The 17,389-nt window shown below is 51.4% G+C and carries 21 protein-coding genes; 9 read left to right on the top strand and 12 right to left on the bottom strand.

Features of this window, described 5'->3' with window-relative positions; all coding sequences use genetic code 11:
• The first annotated feature begins 71 nt into the window (after nt 1-71).
• From yqaB to luxS, 4 genes are all read left to right on the top strand, one after another.
• Nucleotides 72-638: a fructose-1-phosphate/6-phosphogluconate phosphatase gene (gene yqaB, locus EDF78_RS13730; protein WP_095923505.1), complete on the top strand. Its 567-nt coding sequence runs from the start codon at nt 72-74 to the stop codon at nt 636-638.
• Complete coding sequence (locus EDF78_RS13725) at nt 635-1,063, top strand: YqaA family protein (protein ID WP_095923504.1); 429 nt, start codon at nt 635-637, stop codon at nt 1,061-1,063. The genes yqaB and EDF78_RS13725 overlap by 4 nt, the downstream gene beginning before the upstream one ends.
• An 85-nt stretch (nt 1,064-1,148) precedes the next feature.
• Nucleotides 1,149-2,720: a glutamate--cysteine ligase gene (gene gshA / locus EDF78_RS13720; protein WP_119823239.1), complete on the top strand. Its 1,572-nt coding sequence runs from the start codon at nt 1,149-1,151 to the stop codon at nt 2,718-2,720.
• 157 nt (nt 2,721-2,877) lie between these two features.
• The gene (gene luxS, locus EDF78_RS13715; RefSeq protein ID WP_095923503.1) at nt 2,878-3,393 is read left to right on the top strand and encodes an S-ribosylhomocysteine lyase; all 516 of its coding nucleotides are present in this window, start codon (nt 2,878-2,880) and stop codon (nt 3,391-3,393) included.
• 72 nt (nt 3,394-3,465) lie between these two features.
• Here luxS and EDF78_RS13710 read toward each other — a convergent pair whose 3' ends face one another.
• Nucleotides 3,466-4,755 carry an HlyC/CorC family transporter gene (locus EDF78_RS13710; protein WP_095923502.1) on the bottom strand — a complete coding sequence of 430 codons (1,290 nt, stop codon included), beginning with the start codon at nt 4,753-4,755 and terminating at the stop codon, nt 3,466-3,468.
• A 16-nt stretch (nt 4,756-4,771) separates the two neighbouring features.
• On the bottom strand, nt 4,772-5,563 hold the full coding sequence (locus EDF78_RS13705) for an inner membrane protein YpjD (RefSeq protein ID WP_095923501.1): 792 nt from the start codon (nt 5,561-5,563) through the stop codon (nt 4,772-4,774).
• Nucleotides 5,564-5,727: 164 nt separating this feature from the next.
• On the opposite strand from EDF78_RS13705, the gene ffh reads away from it, so the two are divergent.
• The 5 genes from ffh (at nt 5,728) to rplS (ending at nt 9,329) form a co-directional block, all read left to right on the top strand.
• A complete protein-coding gene (gene ffh, locus EDF78_RS13700; protein ID WP_095923500.1) occupies nt 5,728-7,089 on the top strand; it encodes a signal recognition particle protein in 1,362 nt (453 codons plus the stop codon).
• 178 nt (nt 7,090-7,267) lie between these two features.
• A complete protein-coding gene (gene rpsP, locus EDF78_RS13695) occupies nt 7,268-7,516 on the top strand; it encodes a 30S ribosomal protein S16 (protein WP_015689395.1) in 249 nt (82 codons plus the stop codon).
• 18 nt (nt 7,517-7,534) lie between these two features.
• Entirely contained in the window at nt 7,535-8,083 is a 549-nt protein-coding gene (rimM, locus tag EDF78_RS13690) for a ribosome maturation factor RimM (protein WP_013574036.1), read from the top strand.
• Nucleotides 8,084-8,159: 76 nt separating this feature from the next.
• Nucleotides 8,160-8,933: a tRNA (guanosine(37)-N1)-methyltransferase TrmD gene (trmD, locus tag EDF78_RS13685; protein ID WP_131693250.1), complete on the top strand. Its 774-nt coding sequence runs from the start codon at nt 8,160-8,162 to the stop codon at nt 8,931-8,933.
• Between the two features lie 48 nt (nt 8,934-8,981).
• Nucleotides 8,982-9,329 carry a 50S ribosomal protein L19 gene (gene rplS, locus EDF78_RS13680; protein ID WP_095923499.1) on the top strand — a complete coding sequence of 116 codons (348 nt, stop codon included), beginning with the start codon at nt 8,982-8,984 and terminating at the stop codon, nt 9,327-9,329.
• Nucleotides 9,330-9,421: 92 nt separating this feature from the next.
• Here rplS and EDF78_RS13675 read toward each other — a convergent pair whose 3' ends face one another.
• From EDF78_RS13675 to EDF78_RS13630, 10 genes are all read right to left on the bottom strand, one after another.
• Nucleotides 9,422-9,601 (bottom strand): ogr/Delta-like zinc finger family protein, encoded by a 180-nt coding sequence (locus EDF78_RS13675; RefSeq protein ID WP_015695930.1) that lies wholly within the window; start codon nt 9,599-9,601, stop codon nt 9,422-9,424.
• Nucleotides 9,602-9,672: 71 nt separating this feature from the next.
• Nucleotides 9,673-10,746, bottom strand: coding sequence for a contractile injection system protein, VgrG/Pvc8 family (locus EDF78_RS13670; RefSeq protein ID WP_131693249.1), 1,074 nt, complete (start codon nt 10,744-10,746; stop codon nt 9,673-9,675).
• 2 nt (nt 10,747-10,748) lie between these two features.
• Nucleotides 10,749-11,219: a phage tail protein gene (locus EDF78_RS13665; protein WP_095923497.1), complete on the bottom strand. Its 471-nt coding sequence runs from the start codon at nt 11,217-11,219 to the stop codon at nt 10,749-10,751.
• Nucleotides 11,216-12,838, bottom strand: a complete 1,623-nt coding sequence (locus EDF78_RS13660; protein WP_133823306.1) for a phage tail tape measure protein — start codon at nt 12,836-12,838, stop codon at nt 11,216-11,218. The genes EDF78_RS13665 and EDF78_RS13660 overlap by 4 nt, the downstream gene beginning before the upstream one ends.
• Complete coding sequence (locus EDF78_RS13655; RefSeq protein ID WP_015689400.1) at nt 12,831-12,953, bottom strand: GpE family phage tail protein; 123 nt, start codon at nt 12,951-12,953, stop codon at nt 12,831-12,833. The genes EDF78_RS13660 and EDF78_RS13655 overlap by 8 nt, the downstream gene beginning before the upstream one ends.
• Before the next feature lie 32 nt (nt 12,954-12,985).
• On the bottom strand, nt 12,986-13,270 hold the full coding sequence (locus EDF78_RS13650; RefSeq protein ID WP_133823305.1) for a phage tail assembly protein: 285 nt from the start codon (nt 13,268-13,270) through the stop codon (nt 12,986-12,988).
• Between the two features lie 62 nt (nt 13,271-13,332).
• Nucleotides 13,333-13,842, bottom strand: coding sequence for a phage major tail tube protein (locus tag EDF78_RS13645; RefSeq protein WP_095923493.1), 510 nt, complete (start codon nt 13,840-13,842; stop codon nt 13,333-13,335).
• Between the two features lie 14 nt (nt 13,843-13,856).
• Nucleotides 13,857-15,026 (bottom strand): phage tail sheath protein, encoded by a 1,170-nt coding sequence (locus EDF78_RS13640; protein WP_119823233.1) that lies wholly within the window; start codon nt 15,024-15,026, stop codon nt 13,857-13,859.
• A gap of 141 nt (nt 15,027-15,167) precedes the next feature.
• Nucleotides 15,168-15,686 carry a tail fiber assembly protein gene (locus EDF78_RS13635; protein WP_133823304.1) on the bottom strand — a complete coding sequence of 173 codons (519 nt, stop codon included), beginning with the start codon at nt 15,684-15,686 and terminating at the stop codon, nt 15,168-15,170.
• Nucleotides 15,686-17,389, bottom strand: coding sequence for a phage tail protein (locus EDF78_RS13630; RefSeq protein ID WP_133823303.1), 1,704 nt, complete (start codon nt 17,387-17,389; stop codon nt 15,686-15,688). The genes EDF78_RS13635 and EDF78_RS13630 overlap by 1 nt, the downstream gene beginning before the upstream one ends.

Here is a 17,389-nt window from a genome sequence, read left to right as displayed (position 1 = left end):
ACAAAATGCGACTTTCGAAAGACTTTGCGCTAAAGTAGTTTTCCTGTTTTTTCGTGATCATGGAGCTTTCGATGTACGATCGATACGAAGGGCTAATATTTGATATGGATGGCACCATATTGGATACCGAACCTACGCACCGTAAGGCATGGCATCAGGTATTGACCAAATACAGCATGCAGTTTGATGTCGAATCCATGGTTGCTCTGAATGGTTCTCCGACCTGGCGCATCGCCAAGTTTGTTATCGACAGCAATAATGTCGATATGGATCCCCATCTGCTGGCCGCAGAGAAGACCGCTGCCGTGCAGGAAATGCTGCTCGATACCGTCCGGCCTCTGCCTTTGGTGGATGTCGTCAAAGCCTATCATGGCCGCCGGCCGATGGCAGTCGGGACGGGCAGTGAGCACTGGATGGCGGATGCCCTGTTACGGCATTTAGGGCTGCGTGATTGCTTTGACGCCATTGTGGGCGCGAATGACGTGCAGAACCACAAACCTGCGCCGGATACCTTTTTGCGTTGCGCTGAGCTCATCGGCGTGCCTCCTGAAAAATGCGTCGTCTTTGAAGATGCAGATTTCGGTATTGAGGCGGCGAAACGCGCCAATATGGATTTTGTGGACGTGCGTACGCTGTGAGTAGCGCCGTGGCGCTGGCTTCTTTATTTGGCAGCAGTTTTTTAAGCGCCACATTATTGCCCGGGAATTCAGAAGTCTTATTAGTGGCTTTATTGTCAGCTGGCAGCGCAATGCCAGCGGCACTGGTTTTGTCTGCATCTGTTGGCAATACCTTAGGTGGCATAACCAACGTCATCATCGGACGCTTTCTGCCGCAGCTTAAGCCTCAGCGTGGATTACACGTTGCACAGGGCTGGCTGAAGCGCTTTGGACCTGCCGCGTTATTGCTGAGCTGGTTACCGGTGATAGGCGATGTGTTGTGTGTGTTAGCAGGTTGGCTGCGAATGCCGTGGGGGCCTGTGGTCTTTTTCATGTTTATCGGAAAGGCCGTGCGTTACGTCCTTTTGACGGTTGTTACGCTGGAGGGGCTCTCATGGTTCAGTTAGATTGGCATCAGCTATCAATTATGGTCACATCTATGCAGACTCAGTATGCTTGCAAATTAATGGTTTCACCGAGCGGGAGGTCAATTTGATCCCGGATGTATCTCAGGCGCTTTCCTGGCTGGAAGCCCACCCTCAGGCATTAAAAGGTATTCGTCGCGGTATTGAGCGTGAAACACTGCGGGTTAATCCCGATGGTTCATTAGCGACAACCGGACACCCGGAATCTTTAGGTGCGGCACTGACGCATCGCTGGATCACCACCGATTTTGCTGAAGCCTTATTAGAATTCATTACGCCCGTCGATGACAATATTGAGCATCTGATGGCGTTTCTGCGTGACATTCACCGTCACGTAGCCCGTGAGCTTGGCGACGAGCGTATGTGGCCGTTCAGCATGCCGTGCTTTATCGAATCCGGACAGGATATCGAACTGGCACAATATGGTTCGTCGAACGCAGGACGTTTCAAAACGCTTTACCGCGAAGGTCTGAAGAACCGCTACGGCGCGCTGATGCAGGTCATTTCCGGCATCCACTATAATTTCTCTTTGCCACTGACTTTCTGGCAGGAGCGGTTAGGTGTGACCGATGTTGAAAGCGGCAAAGAGGCCATCTCTGCTGGCTATTTCAAACTCATCCGTAACTATTACCGTTTCGGCTGGGTGATCCCGTATCTGTTCGGGGCGTCGCCTGCGATTTGTTCTTCATTCCTGAAAGGGCGTGAAACAGATTTGCCATTCGAATATACCGAAGGCGGATTGTGTTATCTGCCTTATGCCACCTCGTTGCGTCTGAGTGATTTGGGGTATACCAATAAATCACAGAGCAATCTGGGCATCACCTTTAACGACCTTACGACGTATGTGAAGGGCGTGAAAAAGGCTATCCGCACGCCATCGGCGGAGTATGCGGAAATGGGCGTGAAAAAGGACGGGAAATATCTTCAGCTGAACACCAATGTGTTACAGATTGAGAACGAACTTTATGCGCCAATCCGTCCTAAACGTGTCACCAAATCGGGTGAAACGCCTTCTGATGCGCTGATGCGCAGCGGGATCGAATACATTGAAGTCCGCTCGCTGGATGTCAATCCGTTCTCTCCTGTGGGCATTGATGCAACCCAGGCACGTTTCCTGGATCTGTTTTTGGTATGGTGTGCATTAGCGGATGCGCCGGAAATGAGCAGTGATGAACTGCTTTGTACGCGCAAAAACTGGAACCGGGTGATCCTTGAAGGTCGTAAACCGGGACAGACGATTGGTATCGGCTGTCATGATGAACGTCAGCCATTAGCCAGCGTCGGTAATGCTTTGTTTGCCGATCTGAGCCGTGTTGCCCAGGTCATGGATAAACAAAACGGCGATAATCAGTATCAGGATGTTTGCAAAGAGCTGGTCGCGGCGTTTGATGATCCGGAACTGACGTATTCGGCCCGTATCCTCAGGGATCTGAAACAGCAAGGCGTGGGGAATCTCGGGCTGGAACTGGCGGAGAAATACCGTCAGATGCTGGTGAGTGAACCGCTGGAAGTGTTGGATGAGAGTGCTTTAATGGCTGAGCAGGACGGTTCCTGGCAGCGTCAGCGCGCACTGGAAGCCGGCGATAAGCTAAGCTTTGAAGAATACCTGGCTGCGAATGCAGGCAGTAGCGTTGAGTAGAAAAGAAAAAGGCCACAATTAATGTGGCCAAATAAACATCTCTGTTTACAGGGATGATGATAACAAATGCGCGTCTTTCACTAATTAAGACCCGCGTGCTGGGAAAAGGTTTCCTGAGTTCGTAAAAAAAATTAATTTATTTAGGAGAGGTGACGATATGCCACTGTTGGATAGCTTTACCGTAGACCATACCCGTATGGCAGCACCTGCTGTTCGCGTCGCAAAAACCATGCATACCCCGCACGGTGACACCATTACCGTGTTCGATCTGCGCTTCTGCCGCCCGAACATTGAAGTAATGCCTGAACGTGGTATTCATACCCTTGAGCACCTGTTTGCAGGGTTCATGCGTAACCACCTGAATGGCAGCGGTGTTGAGATCATCGATATTTCTCCGATGGGCTGCCGTACGGGTTTCTACATGAGCCTGATTGGTGTGCCGGAAGAGCAACGCGTGGCGGATGCCTGGAAAGCCGCGATGGCGGACGTTCTGAAAGTGAAAGAACAGCGTCAGATCCCCGAGCTGAATGAATATCAGTGCGGTACTTACGAAATGCATTCCCTGAAAGAAGCACAGGAAATCGCGCAACACATCATCGATCATGATGTTGTCGTAAACCGTAACGATGATCTGGCTCTGCCAAAAGAGAAACTGTCCGAACTGCACATCTAGTCGTTTTTGGTTGGTGCTGAAGACAAAAAAGACGCGAAATTCGCGTCTTTTTTATGTCTGAAATTCAGAGGCTCAGCGCTGGTTTACGCTGCTTTGCAACGGTTGTAAGGGGCGAACCTGCACCTGTTTGATCATGTTGTCCTGCACATCGAGAATTTCCACTTCATAATCTTCAATACGCAGGCTGGTGCCGATGGTCGGAATATCCTCCAGCACTTCCAGCAGCATACCGTTGATGGTTCTCGCTTCCTCTGCGGGCAGATGCCAGTTAAACGCTTTGTTCAGCTCACGGACGTTCGCACTGCCTTCAATCAGCACGGACCCGTCGCTTTGCGGCGTGACTTCTTCAGCAAGCGTCGGTGACATCGACGTCGTGAAATCGCCGACGATTTCTTCAAGGATATCCTCAACCGTTACCAGCCCCTGAATATCACCGTATTCATCCACCACGATGCCCACTTTCTTTTTATTCCGCTGGAATTTTACCAGCTGAATATTCAGCGGCGTACCTTCCGGAATGTAGTAAATCTCGTCGGCGGCGCGCAGCAGGTTTTCTTTGGTGAACTCTTTTTTCTCGGTCATCAGACGGTAAGCTTCACGCAGGCGCAGCATACCGATCGCATCATCGAGGGAGTCGCGGTAAAGCACAATGCGGCCATGCGGCGAGTGGGTGAGCTGGCGAATTATCGACTTCCAGTCGTCATTGATATCAATGCCGACGATTTCATTGCGCGGCACCATGATGTCATCAACTGACACTTTTTCCAGATCCAGCACGGAAAGCAGCATGTCCTGATTACGGCGTGAGATATTCGAGCGTGACTCGTTCACGATGGTACGCAGTTCTTCTTTGCTGACGGCATCGCTGAGGCTGGCAGTGGTCTTGATGCCGAACATTCTCATCAGCAGGCGCGAGAGACTGTTCAGGATCCACACCAATGGCATCATGATTTTTTGCAGCGGACGCAACAAAATGCTGCTCGGAAACGCGATGCGCTCAGGATTCAGTGCGGCAAAGGTTTTTGGCAGGACTTCTGCAAACAGCAGCACAACAAAGGTCAGCACACCGGTAGCAATCGCCACGCCGGCATCGCCATACAGACGGATGCCCACAATCGTTGCCAGAGCGGAAGCAAGAATGTTGACCAGGTTGTTGCCGATAAGCACCAGACTGATCAGTTGATCCGGGCGTTTTAACAGCTTTTCGACGCGACGCGCCGCGCGGTTACCCTGTTTGGCCAGGTGACGTAACCGGTAACGGTTGAGTGTCATCATACCGGTTTCGGAGGCTGAAAAATAAGCCGAAACCACCACCATGATGATCAATGTGATGATCAGGGTTGTTGTTGAGACGTGCTCCAACGGGTATTCCTTTTAATTAATGAACCATGATTTGCTGGATCAGGCGACTGCCAAAATAGGCAAGAGTCAGGAGGATGGCGCCCGCCATGCTGAACCATACCACGCGGCGGCCACGCCAGCCTTCGTGATAATGGCCCCATAACAGGACGATATAAACGAACCATGCCAGTATCGATAAGACGGCCTTGTCGATATTCTCCGGGCTGAACAGGTTGTTCAGATACAGTAATCCGGTGCACAGCGTCAGCGTCAGTAAAATGACACCAATCTGGGTGATGTGAAAAAGTTTGCGCTCGATGCTCATCAGCGGCGGCATGTCAGCCGTAAACGTCAGGCGCTTATTCTTCAGCTGATAATCGAGCCACGCCAGTTGCAGCGCGTAAAGTGCGGCGATCATCAGTGTGGCATACGAGAATAATGCCAGACCAATGTGAACCAGCAGGCCTTTGCTTTCTTCAAGATGAGTGATGAACTCGCCCGGAAGAAAGGTCACGAACGCCAGATTAATCAGCGAGAAACTGTAAACAATCGGCAGGACAAACCAGCCACGATTGCGCGAGGCGACGATGGTCATCACCGTGCCAATGATTAAACTGACGACCGATCCAATGTTCACCAGACTGAGGTTCTGGCCGGTGCTGACATCGAAAATACGTTGTTGCAATGCTACGGCGTGGCAGATCAGGGCCACCACCACGGAAATCAGTGCTAAACGCCGGTATGCGCTGTTCTTCCGGATGATGCTCGGAATTATCAGTGCAAGGCTGAGCAGATAGGCCAACATGGCGACGAGAGCAAAAACTGACATAGCGTTTCGGTAGCATCGAAAAGTGAATGAGAACCGCAGTATAACGTTACCCGCGTCACGCTCCAACCTATCTGAGATGCCAAAGCAGAGATCGTCCGCGCTTCGTGTTATAATCCCGCAATTACGTCGCAAAAGCGGCCTGTCATTACGTTGAGCAAGAGACGATGTTTGAGAATTTAAGCGATCGATTGTCGCGCACACTGCGCAATATCAGCGGCCGCGGGCGGCTGACCGAAGAAAATATCAAAGAGACATTACGTGAAGTGCGTATGGCGTTACTGGAAGCGGACGTTGCGCTGCCGGTCGTGCGTGACTTCATCAACCGGGTGAAAGAAAGCGCTGTTGGCGTTGAGGTCAATAAGAGCCTCACCCCGGGTCAGGAATTCGTCAAAATTGTCCAGAAAGAGCTGGAAACCGCGATGGGCGAGGCTAACACCGAGCTTAACTTAGCGGCGCAGCCTCCGGCTGTGGTTCTGATGGCAGGTTTACAAGGTGCCGGTAAAACGACCAGCGTCGGTAAACTGGCGAAATTCCTGAAAGAAAAGAAAAAGAAAAAAGTGCTGGTGGTGTCCGCCGACGTTTATCGCCCTGCGGCGATCAAACAGCTGGAAACCCTGGCGCAGCAAGTTGAAGTGGATTTCTTTGCGTCCGATGCGCAGGAAAAACCGGTGGATATCGTCAGCCGCGCACTTCAGCAAGCCAAACTGAAATTCTACGACGTTCTGATTGTCGATACCGCCGGCCGTTTACACGTCGACGAAGCGATGATGGACGAAATCAAACAGGTTCATGCCGCGATTAATCCGGTCGAAACCCTGTTTGTTGTCGATGCCATGACGGGTCAGGATGCCGCGAATACCGCGAAAGCGTTTAATGAAGCGCTGCCGCTGACCGGCGTGATCCTGACTAAAGTCGACGGTGATGCCCGTGGCGGTGCTGCGCTGTCGATTCGTCATATCACCGGCAAACCGATTAAATTCCTGGGTATGGGTGAAAAAACCGATGCGCTGGAGCCCTTCCATCCGGATCGTATTGCCTCCCGTATTCTGGGTATGGGCGACGTTCTCTCGCTTATCGAAGATATTGAGAGCAAAGTTGACCGCGCACAGGCTGAAAAGCTGGCGAGCAAACTCAAGAAAGGCGACGGCTTTGACCTGACCGACTTCCTCGAGCAGCTCAAGCAAATGCGTAATATGGGCGGCATGGCGAGTATGATGAGCAAACTGCCGGGTGTGGGTCAGCTGCCGGATAACGTCAAATCCCAGATGGATGATAAAGTGCTGGTGCGGATGGAAGCGATCATCAACTCGATGACGCTGAAAGAGCGCGCCAAACCGGAAATTATTAAAGGTTCCCGTAAGCGTCGTATCGCGATGGGTTCCGGCATGCAGGTGCAGGACGTCAACCGCTTACTTAAGCAGTTCGATGATATGCAGCGCATGATGAAGAAAATGAAGAGTGGCGGCATGGCGAAAATGATGCGTGGCATGAAAGGTATGATGCCACCGGGTTTCCCTGGCCGTTAATCGACGTCACTGCCTATATATCAGCCATATAGGCGGCTCATGCAAAATGGTGGCTAAGGTTTCTACGCTTTAGATTGCTTTTTGCGCCAAAATGAGTAAAATTTTCGGGCTTTTTATATTGCAACCAGACCCCGTTCCCCGATGGGGTCTGGTTGTTTTATTAACTAAAGAGGATGTTATGGTAACAATTCGTTTAGCACGTGGCGGCGCAAAAAAGCGTCCGTTTTATCAAGTAGTAGTGACCGACAGCCGCAACGCTCGTGACGGTCGTTTCATCGAACGCGTAGGTTTCTTCAACCCATTGGCTTCTGGCCAGGCTGAAGCACTGCGTATGGATCTGGACCGTGTTGCCCATTGGGTTGGTCTGGGTGCTACCGTTTCTGATCGCGTTTCTGCGCTGATCAAAGACGCTAAGAAAGCAGCTTAATCTGTCGCGGTGGTGGCAATGAGCAAGCAATCCAATCCAGTGGTACCCGCTGAGCCGTTAGTACTCGGCAAAATGGGTTCAACATACGGCATTCGTGGTTGGCTCAGAGTGTTTTCATCCACCGAAGACGCTGAAAGCATCTTCGATTACCAGCCCTGGTTTATCCAGCGTGCCGGTAAGTGGCAAGTTGTCGAGCTGGAAGGCTGGAAACGCCACACTCAGGATCTGATTATCAAAGTCAAAGGCGTTGATGATCGGGATGCTGCGAATCTTCTGACCAATTGCGAAATTGTCGTCGATTCAAAGCAGCTGCCTCCACTGGAAGACGGTGACTACTACTGGAAAGACCTTTTTGGTTGCCAGGTAGTGACAACTTCCGGTTACGAACTGGGCAAAATCATCGATATGATGGAAACCGGTTCTAACGATGTGATGGTAGTGAAAGCCAACCTGAAAGATGCCTTCGGACTCAAGGAGCGGTTGATTCCGTTCCTCGATGGGCAGGTTATCAAGAAAGTCGATCTCGCTACTCGCACTGTTGAAGTAGATTGGGATCCTGGTTTTTGACCTCCGTAGTGTTTATTCATGTAAAACATGTAAACAAGGTCTGGTTGAGCGGTCAAACATTTGGAAGGGGTAGGCTATGTGGATCGGTATAATTAGCCTGTTTCCTGAAATGTTCCGCGCAATCACGGATTACGGGGTAACTGGCCGGGCAGTTAAGAATGGCCTGTTGAGCGTAAATTGCTGGAGTCCTCGTGACTTCGCATACGATCGACATCGTACCGTGGACGAACGCCCTTACGGCGGGGGTCCCGGAATGCTGATGATGGTGCAACCTTTACGGGAAGCGATTCATGCAGCAAAAGCAGCGGCAGGCGAAGGTGTGAAAGTGATTTATCTTTCACCTCAGGGTCGCAAACTGGATCAAACCGGTGTTTGCGAGCTGGCGGCGCATCAGAAAATTATTCTGGTTTGTGGCCGTTATGAAGGGATCGATGAGCGCATAATCAAAACCGAAATTGATGAAGAATGGTCAATTGGCGATTATGTTCTTAGCGGTGGAGAGTTGCCGGCAATGACTCTGATTGATTCAGTCTCCCGCTTTATACCGGGCGTTTTGGGTCGTCAGGCTTCAGCAGAGGAAGATTCTTTTGCTGACGGATTGTTGGATTGTCCCCATTATACCCGCCCTGAAGTGTTGGAAGGCATGGAGGTACCGTCAGTTTTACTGTCGGGAAACCACGCTGATATACGTCGCTGGCGCCTGAAACAGTCGCTGGGTCGAACCTGGCTTAGAAGACCTGAACTTCTGGAAAACCTAGCTCTGACTGACGAGCAAGAGGTGTTGCTGAGAGAGTTCCAAAAGGAACATCGGCTCAGTCAACAAAACTATGAAGGGAACGCCGAAGCGTAACGCTTAGCCGTCCCGATATATCAGTTTACCTAGGGTAAGAGACATATTATGAGCAATATCATTAAACAAATCGAACAAGAGCAGATGAAGCAAGACGTACCTGCATTCCGTCCAGGTGATTCCCTGGAAATTAAGGTATGGGTCGTTGAAGGTTCTAAAAAGCGTCTGCAGGCATTCGAGGGCGTGGTTATCGCTATTCGTAACCGCGGTCTGCACTCTGCATTCACTGTTCGCAAAATTTCTAACGGCGAAGGTGTTGAGCGTGTATTCCAGACTCACTCCCCAGTAATCGACAGCATTACTGTTAAACGTCGTGGTGCCGTTCGTAAAGCTAAACTGTACTACCTGCGTGAGCGTACTGGTAAGTCTGCTCGTATCAAAGAGCGTCTGGGCTAAGGTATCGCTAACGCGACATCTACTAGTTAATATAGAACAAGGGGTTAGCCATCGGCTAACCCCTTTTTTTTGCATCAATGAACACATATTGACTACGCAGCGGCAGGCTGGCCACCCGGTTTTGAGATAACCCGGGCGACAGATTCGTGTGTTGCGAAGGTACAGCTGCACTCGATGTTCTGACACTGGTGATAGCGTTCTTTCGTGGATTCACTCAGGTAACGGCTTGAACGTGTATGGGCAACCTTTCCACAAAGCGGACAATGCATCATAAAAACCTCCGGCATGACAAGTAAGCGATAAGGTGATTATGAAACTCATAACTCGCAAAAGCAAGTTTAAATTATGTTATTGAGGATTCGTAAGTGATATCTGCAATGTAAATCTTCAGATTCAACGTGGTAGTAAAGCCTTTCTCATTAACATTATGCACTGCGGACTCAATCACCCAGCGTTGACTGTCGATCTCATCTTTAAAACCCTGGACGTTTACCGGCGATTGCGCACTGAGATCGGCGCGTCCCATGGCAAGTTTGATGCTGAAGGACGACGAATCAGTTTGTATCTGACTAAACACGGAGTCTGCAGCCCGTTTTGCCGTTTCCTCGTCAGGAAAGATTTTGGCGAGCTGCAGGATATTTTCTGCCGTTCCGGCGGTATAACTCTTATCAGCGGTGCGGTTAAGCGCAATATTACTGCTCGTCGCCGTTTTAACATCGTGCCATTGTGCCTTCACGCCGCTATAGGCCCGGGTATCTGTCAGCTTATAGGTATAATTATCTCCGTCACTGCGGATCAGGGTCTTCCAGGGAAGCGCCTGGCCCGACGCGGTGCGACCTGTTCCCCCTTTAAAAAATAAGATTGAGCCATTTTTCACCGTGACCTGAGCGCCGTAATTTTGCGCCAGACGGCTCAGGAAATAGGCATCTGTTTCAGTCGTCTGATCGATATGCGGTATCTTAATGCTGTCGAGTTCCTGCGGGATCACCGGCAACGATAAGGCATTCCGCCCAGAAATAATCCGCACAATTGCACCCAGTGTGTAATCGTCATAGGACTGGCTGCGCCTGGTAGCAAAAGAGCCACGAAAATCTGCGCTGCGGGCGGTCACGTCAATTTTATCGGGGGAGCCGGAGTAGACGACTGTATCGACCGTAAAATAGCCGCAATCGTATAAAGCTTGTTTTGACCACCCGAGATGCAGGTGCAAGATGGCCCCCCTGACAGGCATCTGCAACAGACCATCACTGTCGTCGAATGTCAGGCTTAGCATGTCCGCCTCAAAACCGCTTTTATCTGTTACCGACAATTTAATAATACGGTCGGAGATATTTTCCTCGAGGACCTTATTTTTAATCGCCAGTGTAAATACCGGCGCAATCCTTGCCCCGGCAGGTATTTGCAAATCGGTCAGCATAGTCAGACTCCCGCAACGAAGTTGCTGATTGCAGAACTGGCCTTGTTATATAAACCTTCGGCCTGGGTGAGTAAATCGCCGAACATCGCCGCCTGAGATTCATCGACACGTCTTAACACCAGGCCAAAACTGATACTGCGTGCCTGACCGATGGAGTTAAGTTCCGTGTTGGTATTGTTCATACTTTCAATAATATACATGCCGTAGATTGTTCCGTTGCCTTCAATCAGCGGCCATGCCCGTCCGGAATCCGCCATCCCCTGAAGTGTCTGAAGATAGCTGACTCCCCCGGTGACTTCGGGCAGCAACTGTCCTGACAATGTGATGGTTTCTTTTCCCAGCCCGAGAAATTGCGAAACAGGGCGTTGCCCGAAGCGGGGGTTATCTCCCCAGCTGTAATTCGTCTGTCTGGCAAGCGTCTGATAGGGAAGGGTATTTAATTTAAAAACGAATAAACCCAGCGACATCATCATGAGTAGATCCCTCCGTTAGCAAACCGGTTGTAGGAATTATTGGTGGCATTCCATTCACGTTCATTGAAGACATCGTTGACCAATGATTGGATCTGCTGCTTATCGGTGTCGGGTGTGGCTGTAAAGCTGACATTGACCGTCGTTGCACGGTTATCGGTCAGATTATTGGCCACGCTGGTTTTGGCAGGCTGATACAGGTTCAGTGCTCCGCCGGTGGGGGAAATGCTGTCAACCGGCGGTGTCGTCATATCCGCGCCTGCATCAGAACTGTCATTGCCAAAAATGGAGTCCCATCCTTTTTTCGCCCAGATAAAGAGTTCTCCGATTTGCGAGACAGCTTTATTGAGCGTGACAAAAACCTCTGCGATCGCTTCCCCGACCTCTTTGCCTATATTGCTGAAACCGCTCAGTTGATCCTGACTGAATTTAATCGGTTCAAATAAGTCGGTGATCCAGCCCAGCGCCGTGCTGAACGGGGCAAACGCCTCACTGACCGGCCCCATCACCGACGTAAATCCTTCGATCACGCCCCCGACAAAGGCACTGATCGGCTCCCAAAGTTTGACCACTGCCACTCCGATCCCGGCAATCAATGCGATGACCGGCAGAAGCGGTAGCCCGATGGCGGTAAACGCCGCGGCAATCATGCCGCCGGTGCCGGTGAACAGCGTGCCCAGCAAACCGGCGCCAGCCATCAGCATATTGATCCCGCTGAGCACCGGCACTATGACTGTGCCGAGAGAGCCCAGCCCGCCGATAATGCCGGTGATGCCTAATGCCAGGCCGAGCAGTGTATTCACCAGCAGCGGATTATCAGTGATCCAGGTGTTCAGCGTACCCAGCCAGCTTGTTGCGGTTTGCGTGAGTTCGCGCAGGGCGGAACTTTGCCCGGCAAACAGATTGATGCGCAGGGTGTCCCAGGTCGCAAACAGTTTGCTGATGTCGCCATCCAGATTATCGCCTTTGACGGTAACGGCCATTTGCGCAGCGGGTGTCGCGCCGTTCAGTGCCGCAGATGTCTGGGTCAGCACCTGACCGGCATCCATTCCTGTATTGGCCAATGCCTGCTGTCTGGCGACAACGTCGGCGGGAGAATGGCCTGACGCGGCCATCGACAGGCTTTGCTGGCGCAATGCGGCCAGCTGCGGATCATCATTTTTCAGCCTGAGCGTCGCCTGAACTTCAGAAAGCCCGGCTTCGAGATCAGACGCCGGTTTGAGGAAGTTTTTCGCCAGCTCTAATTTCGGTTGTGCGAAGGCGACAAGTGAAGTACTGGAATTTTTTAGCCGGTCAATTTTCTCTCTACGCTGCTGGTATCGTTGTCCTGCTTCCCGTCCTTTTTGTTCCAGAACCTGCGGGCGCGATGGCTGAATGCTTTCCGAATAGGACGTCCTGATTGTTTCTGTCATCTCGTCATAAGCCTGTTTTTCAGCCGGGGTAAAAAGAGACCCGCGCAGCCGTAACGAGGCGTCAGTCATGTCTTCCGACATCCCGGTGAAAACATTCTTTTTGGGTACTGTCGTAAATTGTTGCCAGATATTGGCCGTCGCCTTACGCAGCGGCCCCAGCTGTTGGTTCATTTTCTCAAGCGTGGTGGGTAACTGTTCGAGATTACTCATCTGTTTTTACTCCGCTGCGTTGCAGTGCCTTATGACGCCAGTTCAACAGATCGGTAAGTGACATGCCGTCCATCTCGGACGGCGGCCAGTGAAAGATCACCGCGATATCTGCCATCAGATCATCGACAGTGAGGCGGGGCGCAATGTTTACGCCTCCGGTTTCGGCGATAAAAAACCGATCACCTTGCCTGCCAGCGCAATCAGGTCAGGCAGTTCCAGACGTGAGCACTCTTCTTTGGTCAGGTTCGGCGTGGTGATGCGAGGCAAAATGGTGATCAGTGCATCGACATCGGCGTTTGCCAGCGCGGCAAGACCGATACCCCGCAGGCTGCCTGCGGTCGGTTTGGTGACCAGGATTTCCGTGATGCTCGTATCGCCGCGTTTTAACGGCACATCCAGGATCACGGTGTTGTTGTTTTCAGTCTGGCTCATGTGTTTTCCTGCTTAAATCTGGAATGAAGCCGGCAGAAACACTGCCGGCTCAGGGAAGGGAATTACAGGCCGAGCGCAGTGCGATGCTCAGCCAGACGGTCAACGCCATTGACCACTTCGACCATATTGACGGTGTCGATCTCAATCAGCTCTTTGCCATCGATGGTGAGTTTGAAATAGGTACATTGGGTGGTGACTTTGGTTTCTGTGTCTTCGCCCTGTTTGTACTCACCGAAATCAAACTCTTTATGACGGCCGCGCATCATGACTTCTACCGCAGAGACATCACCGGTGTCGTCACGTTGCAGGGAACCGGCAAAGCGCAGCGGAATATCCGATGTGCTGCCCCATTGCTGCAACACCAGCTCATCCAGGCCGCCGATGGACCATTCAAGGGTCAGCGCGTCGTCATCCAGACCGAAATCCACGGCGACGGAACCGCTCATGCCACCGCCGCGATAGTTTTCCAGCTTGCGGGTCAGTTTTGGCAGAGTCAGGGAAGAGACCAGACCGAGGTAGCTGTTCCCGTCATTGAACAGGTTCAGGTATTTTAATTTCTTAGGAAGTGCCATGAGTTCTCGTCTCCTTAGCTGTTAATGGACGCGGCAAAGTTCACCAGATAGGAGTCGGTGATACGCTGGCGCAGGGTCAGATCTTCCAGTGGAGGAACCGGGGTATAGTCATAATCGATATACAACTTACCGGCTTTCAGGGTTTCCGCCGTGTTAGCGTTTTCGTCGTACCAGCAGTCGCCATCAATGATGTAACCCGCTGATTTCATTTCACGCATTTTGGCTTTGATGCCGTCGATCATGTCGCGCACCAGGGACGGCGTCATTGGTTTATCGACGGCCCACATGTGGGCTTCGGCCATGGTGTCAGCCAGAACCTGCGCAGTACGGGTGTAGTTCTCGAACAGGAATAACGTGTCATCGCTGCAGGTACGGTTACCCCAGAAACGGAAACCGTCTTTACGCACCAGCGTGGTCACGCAGGCTTCATTCAGCAAATCGGCATCAGTGCCGGTGGCCTGCAGATCCCAGAAAACGCTGGCAGAAAGGCCGGTGACGCCGTTAACGCCGACATTCGACAGTGTTTTATGCCAGCCGGTTTCCTGGTCGATTTTGGCGCGCAGGCCCAGCGCACGGGCGGTGGCATAAGCGATATCAGACTGGCTGGTGGCGGTATTCCAGTTCACAAAGTCCGGCCAGATCAGCATCAGTTCGCGCTGGCTGAAGTTTTCGCGGTAGGCGATTGCATCGGAAATGGTTTTTGCGCCATATACGCCGACATAACCGAAAGCGCGCAACTGCTGACAAACGCCAGCCAGCGCGGTAGCGACTGCCAGATTATCCAGCCCCGGAACGCCCAGAATGCGTGGCTTAACGCCCAGCTCCGCCTGTGCAGACAGCAACGCTTTCATGCCGGTGTAGCGGCCATTGGCATCCGAACCGCCAATAATATTGCTGGTGGTCGCATCTTCATCTTCGCCGGTGGCAACACGTACCACGACGGTGACGGGTTTGCACTGATCAGCAATCGCCAGCAGCGCGGCACGTAAAGTCCCGCTGGTGCCCGCTTTGCCGCTGGCCGCGAGAACATCGGTGATCAGCACCGGTGTGTTAAGGGGGAACGTGGCCGCATCTGCATCTTCTGCAGTACAAACCATGCCGACAATAGCGGTGGAAACGGTAGAAATAACGCGGGTGCCATCGTTGATTTCAACGACACGTACGCCGTGATGATAATCAGCCATCAGGGTGACTCTCTCTGTTGTGGGTGGTGAAGCAAGGATGCCGGTTCACAGCAGTAAGCGCATTCGATCAGGGGCGTGGGGGCGTTGGCACAACAGCGGGGGGAAAGAGAATAATAAAAAAGCTCCCGAAGGAGCTTTTGATCAGGCCGGAATGTCGGGCCAGGTAATGTCGGGGGCCGTGGACAAATCCAGCCGGTTTAAGGCGACACGGTAAGTCTTCCAGGCTTTGAGTCGGTTGAGTTCATCATCAGTTGCGGCATTAATATCCACGGCATCTTGCAAGGGTATAATTGCTTCGTTTGCTCCTGCCATGAGTGAGTTACGCTTTTTCTTAGCCTGTATAAACAATTCGTTATGAGAATATGTTTTGGGAATGACGTTTTTACCATCAAAAATCCATTCGCCATTAATACTTAAGTCTTCAGGTATCTCTGAAGCTGATATTTCCGCAACCGAATTTCCTTCTGGCCATAATGCTGATACGTCGTAACTCATAGATATGATGATGCCAGATGGGTTAAACACTATTTTCATCGTCGAGTCTTGAAATGATTTTTGTGCTTCATACCAATCAGTACCATCATCTGATTTTAAATATCTGGCCCCGGTAACAATGGGTTTTTTTGGGGAGTATTGTGTGAGGTTATTTATTAATTTCATTATACGCTCGCTATTGTGTACCAGTTTCCATTAATGCATTGTTGTACGGCTGAATAGTCTCCATAGCCGTTATCTGCACCGAAATCACCTATCATGACAAACACACATCCCGACGGGGCGTTGTTATCTCCGCCGGTTGAAATTCGTGTCCGTCCAGATAATCTGACACCCGTAACAACAGCCGTCTTTAAACCATAACGGGCATCAAAGTTTGCATAACTTGTTGGTGCTATTTGCCCACCGACTTTAAGAACGTAAGATTTCCCATCCCAATGAATCAGGCTCGTCCCTGATGTAGAGTCTTGGTCAATACGAAAGCCTCGGGCATCCGCGACAATAAAGTATTTTTTACCTGTATCAGATTCTGAGAGTTGAATTATAGGTGCGGCAGTTGCTATCTCTAAATTACCGGTTATTTTTAGGGGGGCCGTAATAGTAGCCGTAGCAGCCAATTGCAATGATGTATTATCTTTGTAATTAATCAGTTGTACAGTGTTGCTATTAACAGCTGCTTTACCCAACGACCAGATATTTCCTCCTGTACTGTTTCGAGCCATAATAATGAGCGCATTATTATCTGTTTTCTGCTGTAAAACTAATGGCGCATAATCGCCCTGCAGTGTACCGCCATTTTTATCAATGACAGGGAGCCATTCACCACCCCATGCGCCGTTTATTTTAGAACGATGGTACATCGGGCCATTCAGAGTTCCGGTTCGCCAGGCTATCTGATGTGCGGCATTTGCGTCATATTGGCATTGAATTATTTCGGCTGGAGCTTCATAGACAGGGCCATGTATACCACTACTTCCGATTCGGAAAAAACCGCTCGTATTAATCGCACTCGCATCAGTAAAGACAGGCGCTGCAGTCGCGCCAAGGCCAAATGCTCCGACCTGCATTACATTCCCATCAACAGTACCCACATCTCTTGTAGCGGCTGTACCCAAACCCGTGATATTTGTGACGCCTAAATTAATATCCGCCGTTCCATCAAACGGCACACCCGCAATTTTGCGTGCTGTCGCCAGCCGGGTTGCCGCAACGGCTGTGCCGGCAGAAGGCAGGCGTCCGTTGGCATTATCATTGGCTGATTTTGCCAAATCATTTGCTACCTTCACCGCTTTCGGCGTCGCCGCCAGAACTTCACTGGTGCTGTCAACGGCGTTGCTCAGTTGCACAAAACCTTTGGCGGTTAGCGTACCGTCCGGGTGACGGCGTGAGGCTTCGTGATCGGCCAGCAGGTCGTTGACGTACTCTTCGGTGGCGACAATCAGGGAATCATCAATGGTCAGGCTGACGGCATCGGTGTTGGTGACGACGATCACCATCCGCAATGTCTGGGTGCGGCCGGAGCCTTCCTCGAGCGTCGGTTTATAAGTATCGGCCATATTGCTGACGGCAATCAGCGTGCCGTCGGCGGCGTAAAGCCCCATTTCACGCATCCAGAAACCGCCGACGCTGGCAGGAATGATCGCCTCGGCGATGATCCAGTTCGCGTGTTTGCTGTCCGTTTTCAGGGAGTTCAGTTTGATGCGGTAGGTTTCTTTCACCAGTTTGGTCTGGGTGGAAACCGGGACTGTGGCGCTGCCACCGCCATCACCGACGGCCATCTGAGTGATGTTAATGTCCTGACCGCTCTGGATGGCGGCGGCGATGCGCGCCTGTCCCAGGTCAGTGACGACAGATTTGAATGTGCTCAT

It is taken from the genome of Rahnella sp. BIGb0236 (assembly GCF_004364755.1).
In the GTDB taxonomy this organism is placed as follows: domain Bacteria; phylum Pseudomonadota; class Gammaproteobacteria; order Enterobacterales; family Enterobacteriaceae; genus Rahnella; species Rahnella victoriana.
Note: the sequence above shows the minus strand (reverse complement) of the source record. Positions and strands in the feature narration are given on the sequence as shown.

Excerpts from the sequence above, each read along its gene's own strand:
- yqaB (WP_095923505.1), top strand. The coding sequence starts at position 72 with ATGTACGATCGATACGAAGGGCTAATATTTGATATGGATGGCACCATA.
- luxS (WP_095923503.1), top strand. The coding sequence starts at position 2,878 with ATGCCACTGTTGGATAGCTTTACCGTAGACCATACCCGTATGGCAGCA.
- EDF78_RS13705 (WP_095923501.1), bottom strand. The coding sequence starts at position 5,563 with ATGTCAGTTTTTGCTCTCGTCGCCATGTTGGCCTATCTGCTCAGCCTT.
- ffh (WP_095923500.1), top strand. The coding sequence starts at position 5,728 with ATGTTTGAGAATTTAAGCGATCGATTGTCGCGCACACTGCGCAATATC.
- rpsP (WP_015689395.1), top strand. The coding sequence starts at position 7,268 with ATGGTAACAATTCGTTTAGCACGTGGCGGCGCAAAAAAGCGTCCGTTT.
- rimM (WP_013574036.1), top strand. The coding sequence starts at position 7,535 with ATGAGCAAGCAATCCAATCCAGTGGTACCCGCTGAGCCGTTAGTACTC.
- trmD (WP_131693250.1), top strand. The coding sequence starts at position 8,160 with ATGTGGATCGGTATAATTAGCCTGTTTCCTGAAATGTTCCGCGCAATC.
- rplS (WP_095923499.1), top strand. The coding sequence starts at position 8,982 with ATGAGCAATATCATTAAACAAATCGAACAAGAGCAGATGAAGCAAGAC.
- EDF78_RS13675 (WP_015695930.1), bottom strand. The coding sequence starts at position 9,601 with ATGATGCATTGTCCGCTTTGTGGAAAGGTTGCCCATACACGTTCAAGC.
- EDF78_RS13670 (WP_131693249.1), bottom strand. The coding sequence starts at position 10,746 with ATGCTGACCGATTTGCAAATACCTGCCGGGGCAAGGATTGCGCCGGTA.
- EDF78_RS13665 (WP_095923497.1), bottom strand. The coding sequence starts at position 11,219 with ATGATGATGTCGCTGGGTTTATTCGTTTTTAAATTAAATACCCTTCCC.
- EDF78_RS13660 (WP_133823306.1), bottom strand. The coding sequence starts at position 12,838 with ATGAGTAATCTCGAACAGTTACCCACCACGCTTGAGAAAATGAACCAA.
- EDF78_RS13655 (WP_015689400.1), bottom strand. The coding sequence starts at position 12,953 with ATGGCAGATATCGCGGTGATCTTTCACTGGCCGCCGTCCGAGATGGAC.
- EDF78_RS13650 (WP_133823305.1), bottom strand. The coding sequence starts at position 13,270 with ATGAGCCAGACTGAAAACAACAACACCGTGATCCTGGATGTGCCGTTA.
- EDF78_RS13645 (WP_095923493.1), bottom strand. The coding sequence starts at position 13,842 with ATGGCACTTCCTAAGAAATTAAAATACCTGAACCTGTTCAATGACGGG.
- EDF78_RS13640 (WP_119823233.1), bottom strand. The coding sequence starts at position 15,026 with ATGGCTGATTATCATCACGGCGTACGTGTCGTTGAAATCAACGATGGC.
- EDF78_RS13635 (WP_133823304.1), bottom strand. The coding sequence starts at position 15,686 with ATGAAATTAATAAATAACCTCACACAATACTCCCCAAAAAAACCCATT.
- EDF78_RS13630 (WP_133823303.1), bottom strand. The coding sequence starts at position 17,389 with ATGAGCACATTCAAATCTGTCGTCACTGACCTGGGACAGGCGCGCATC.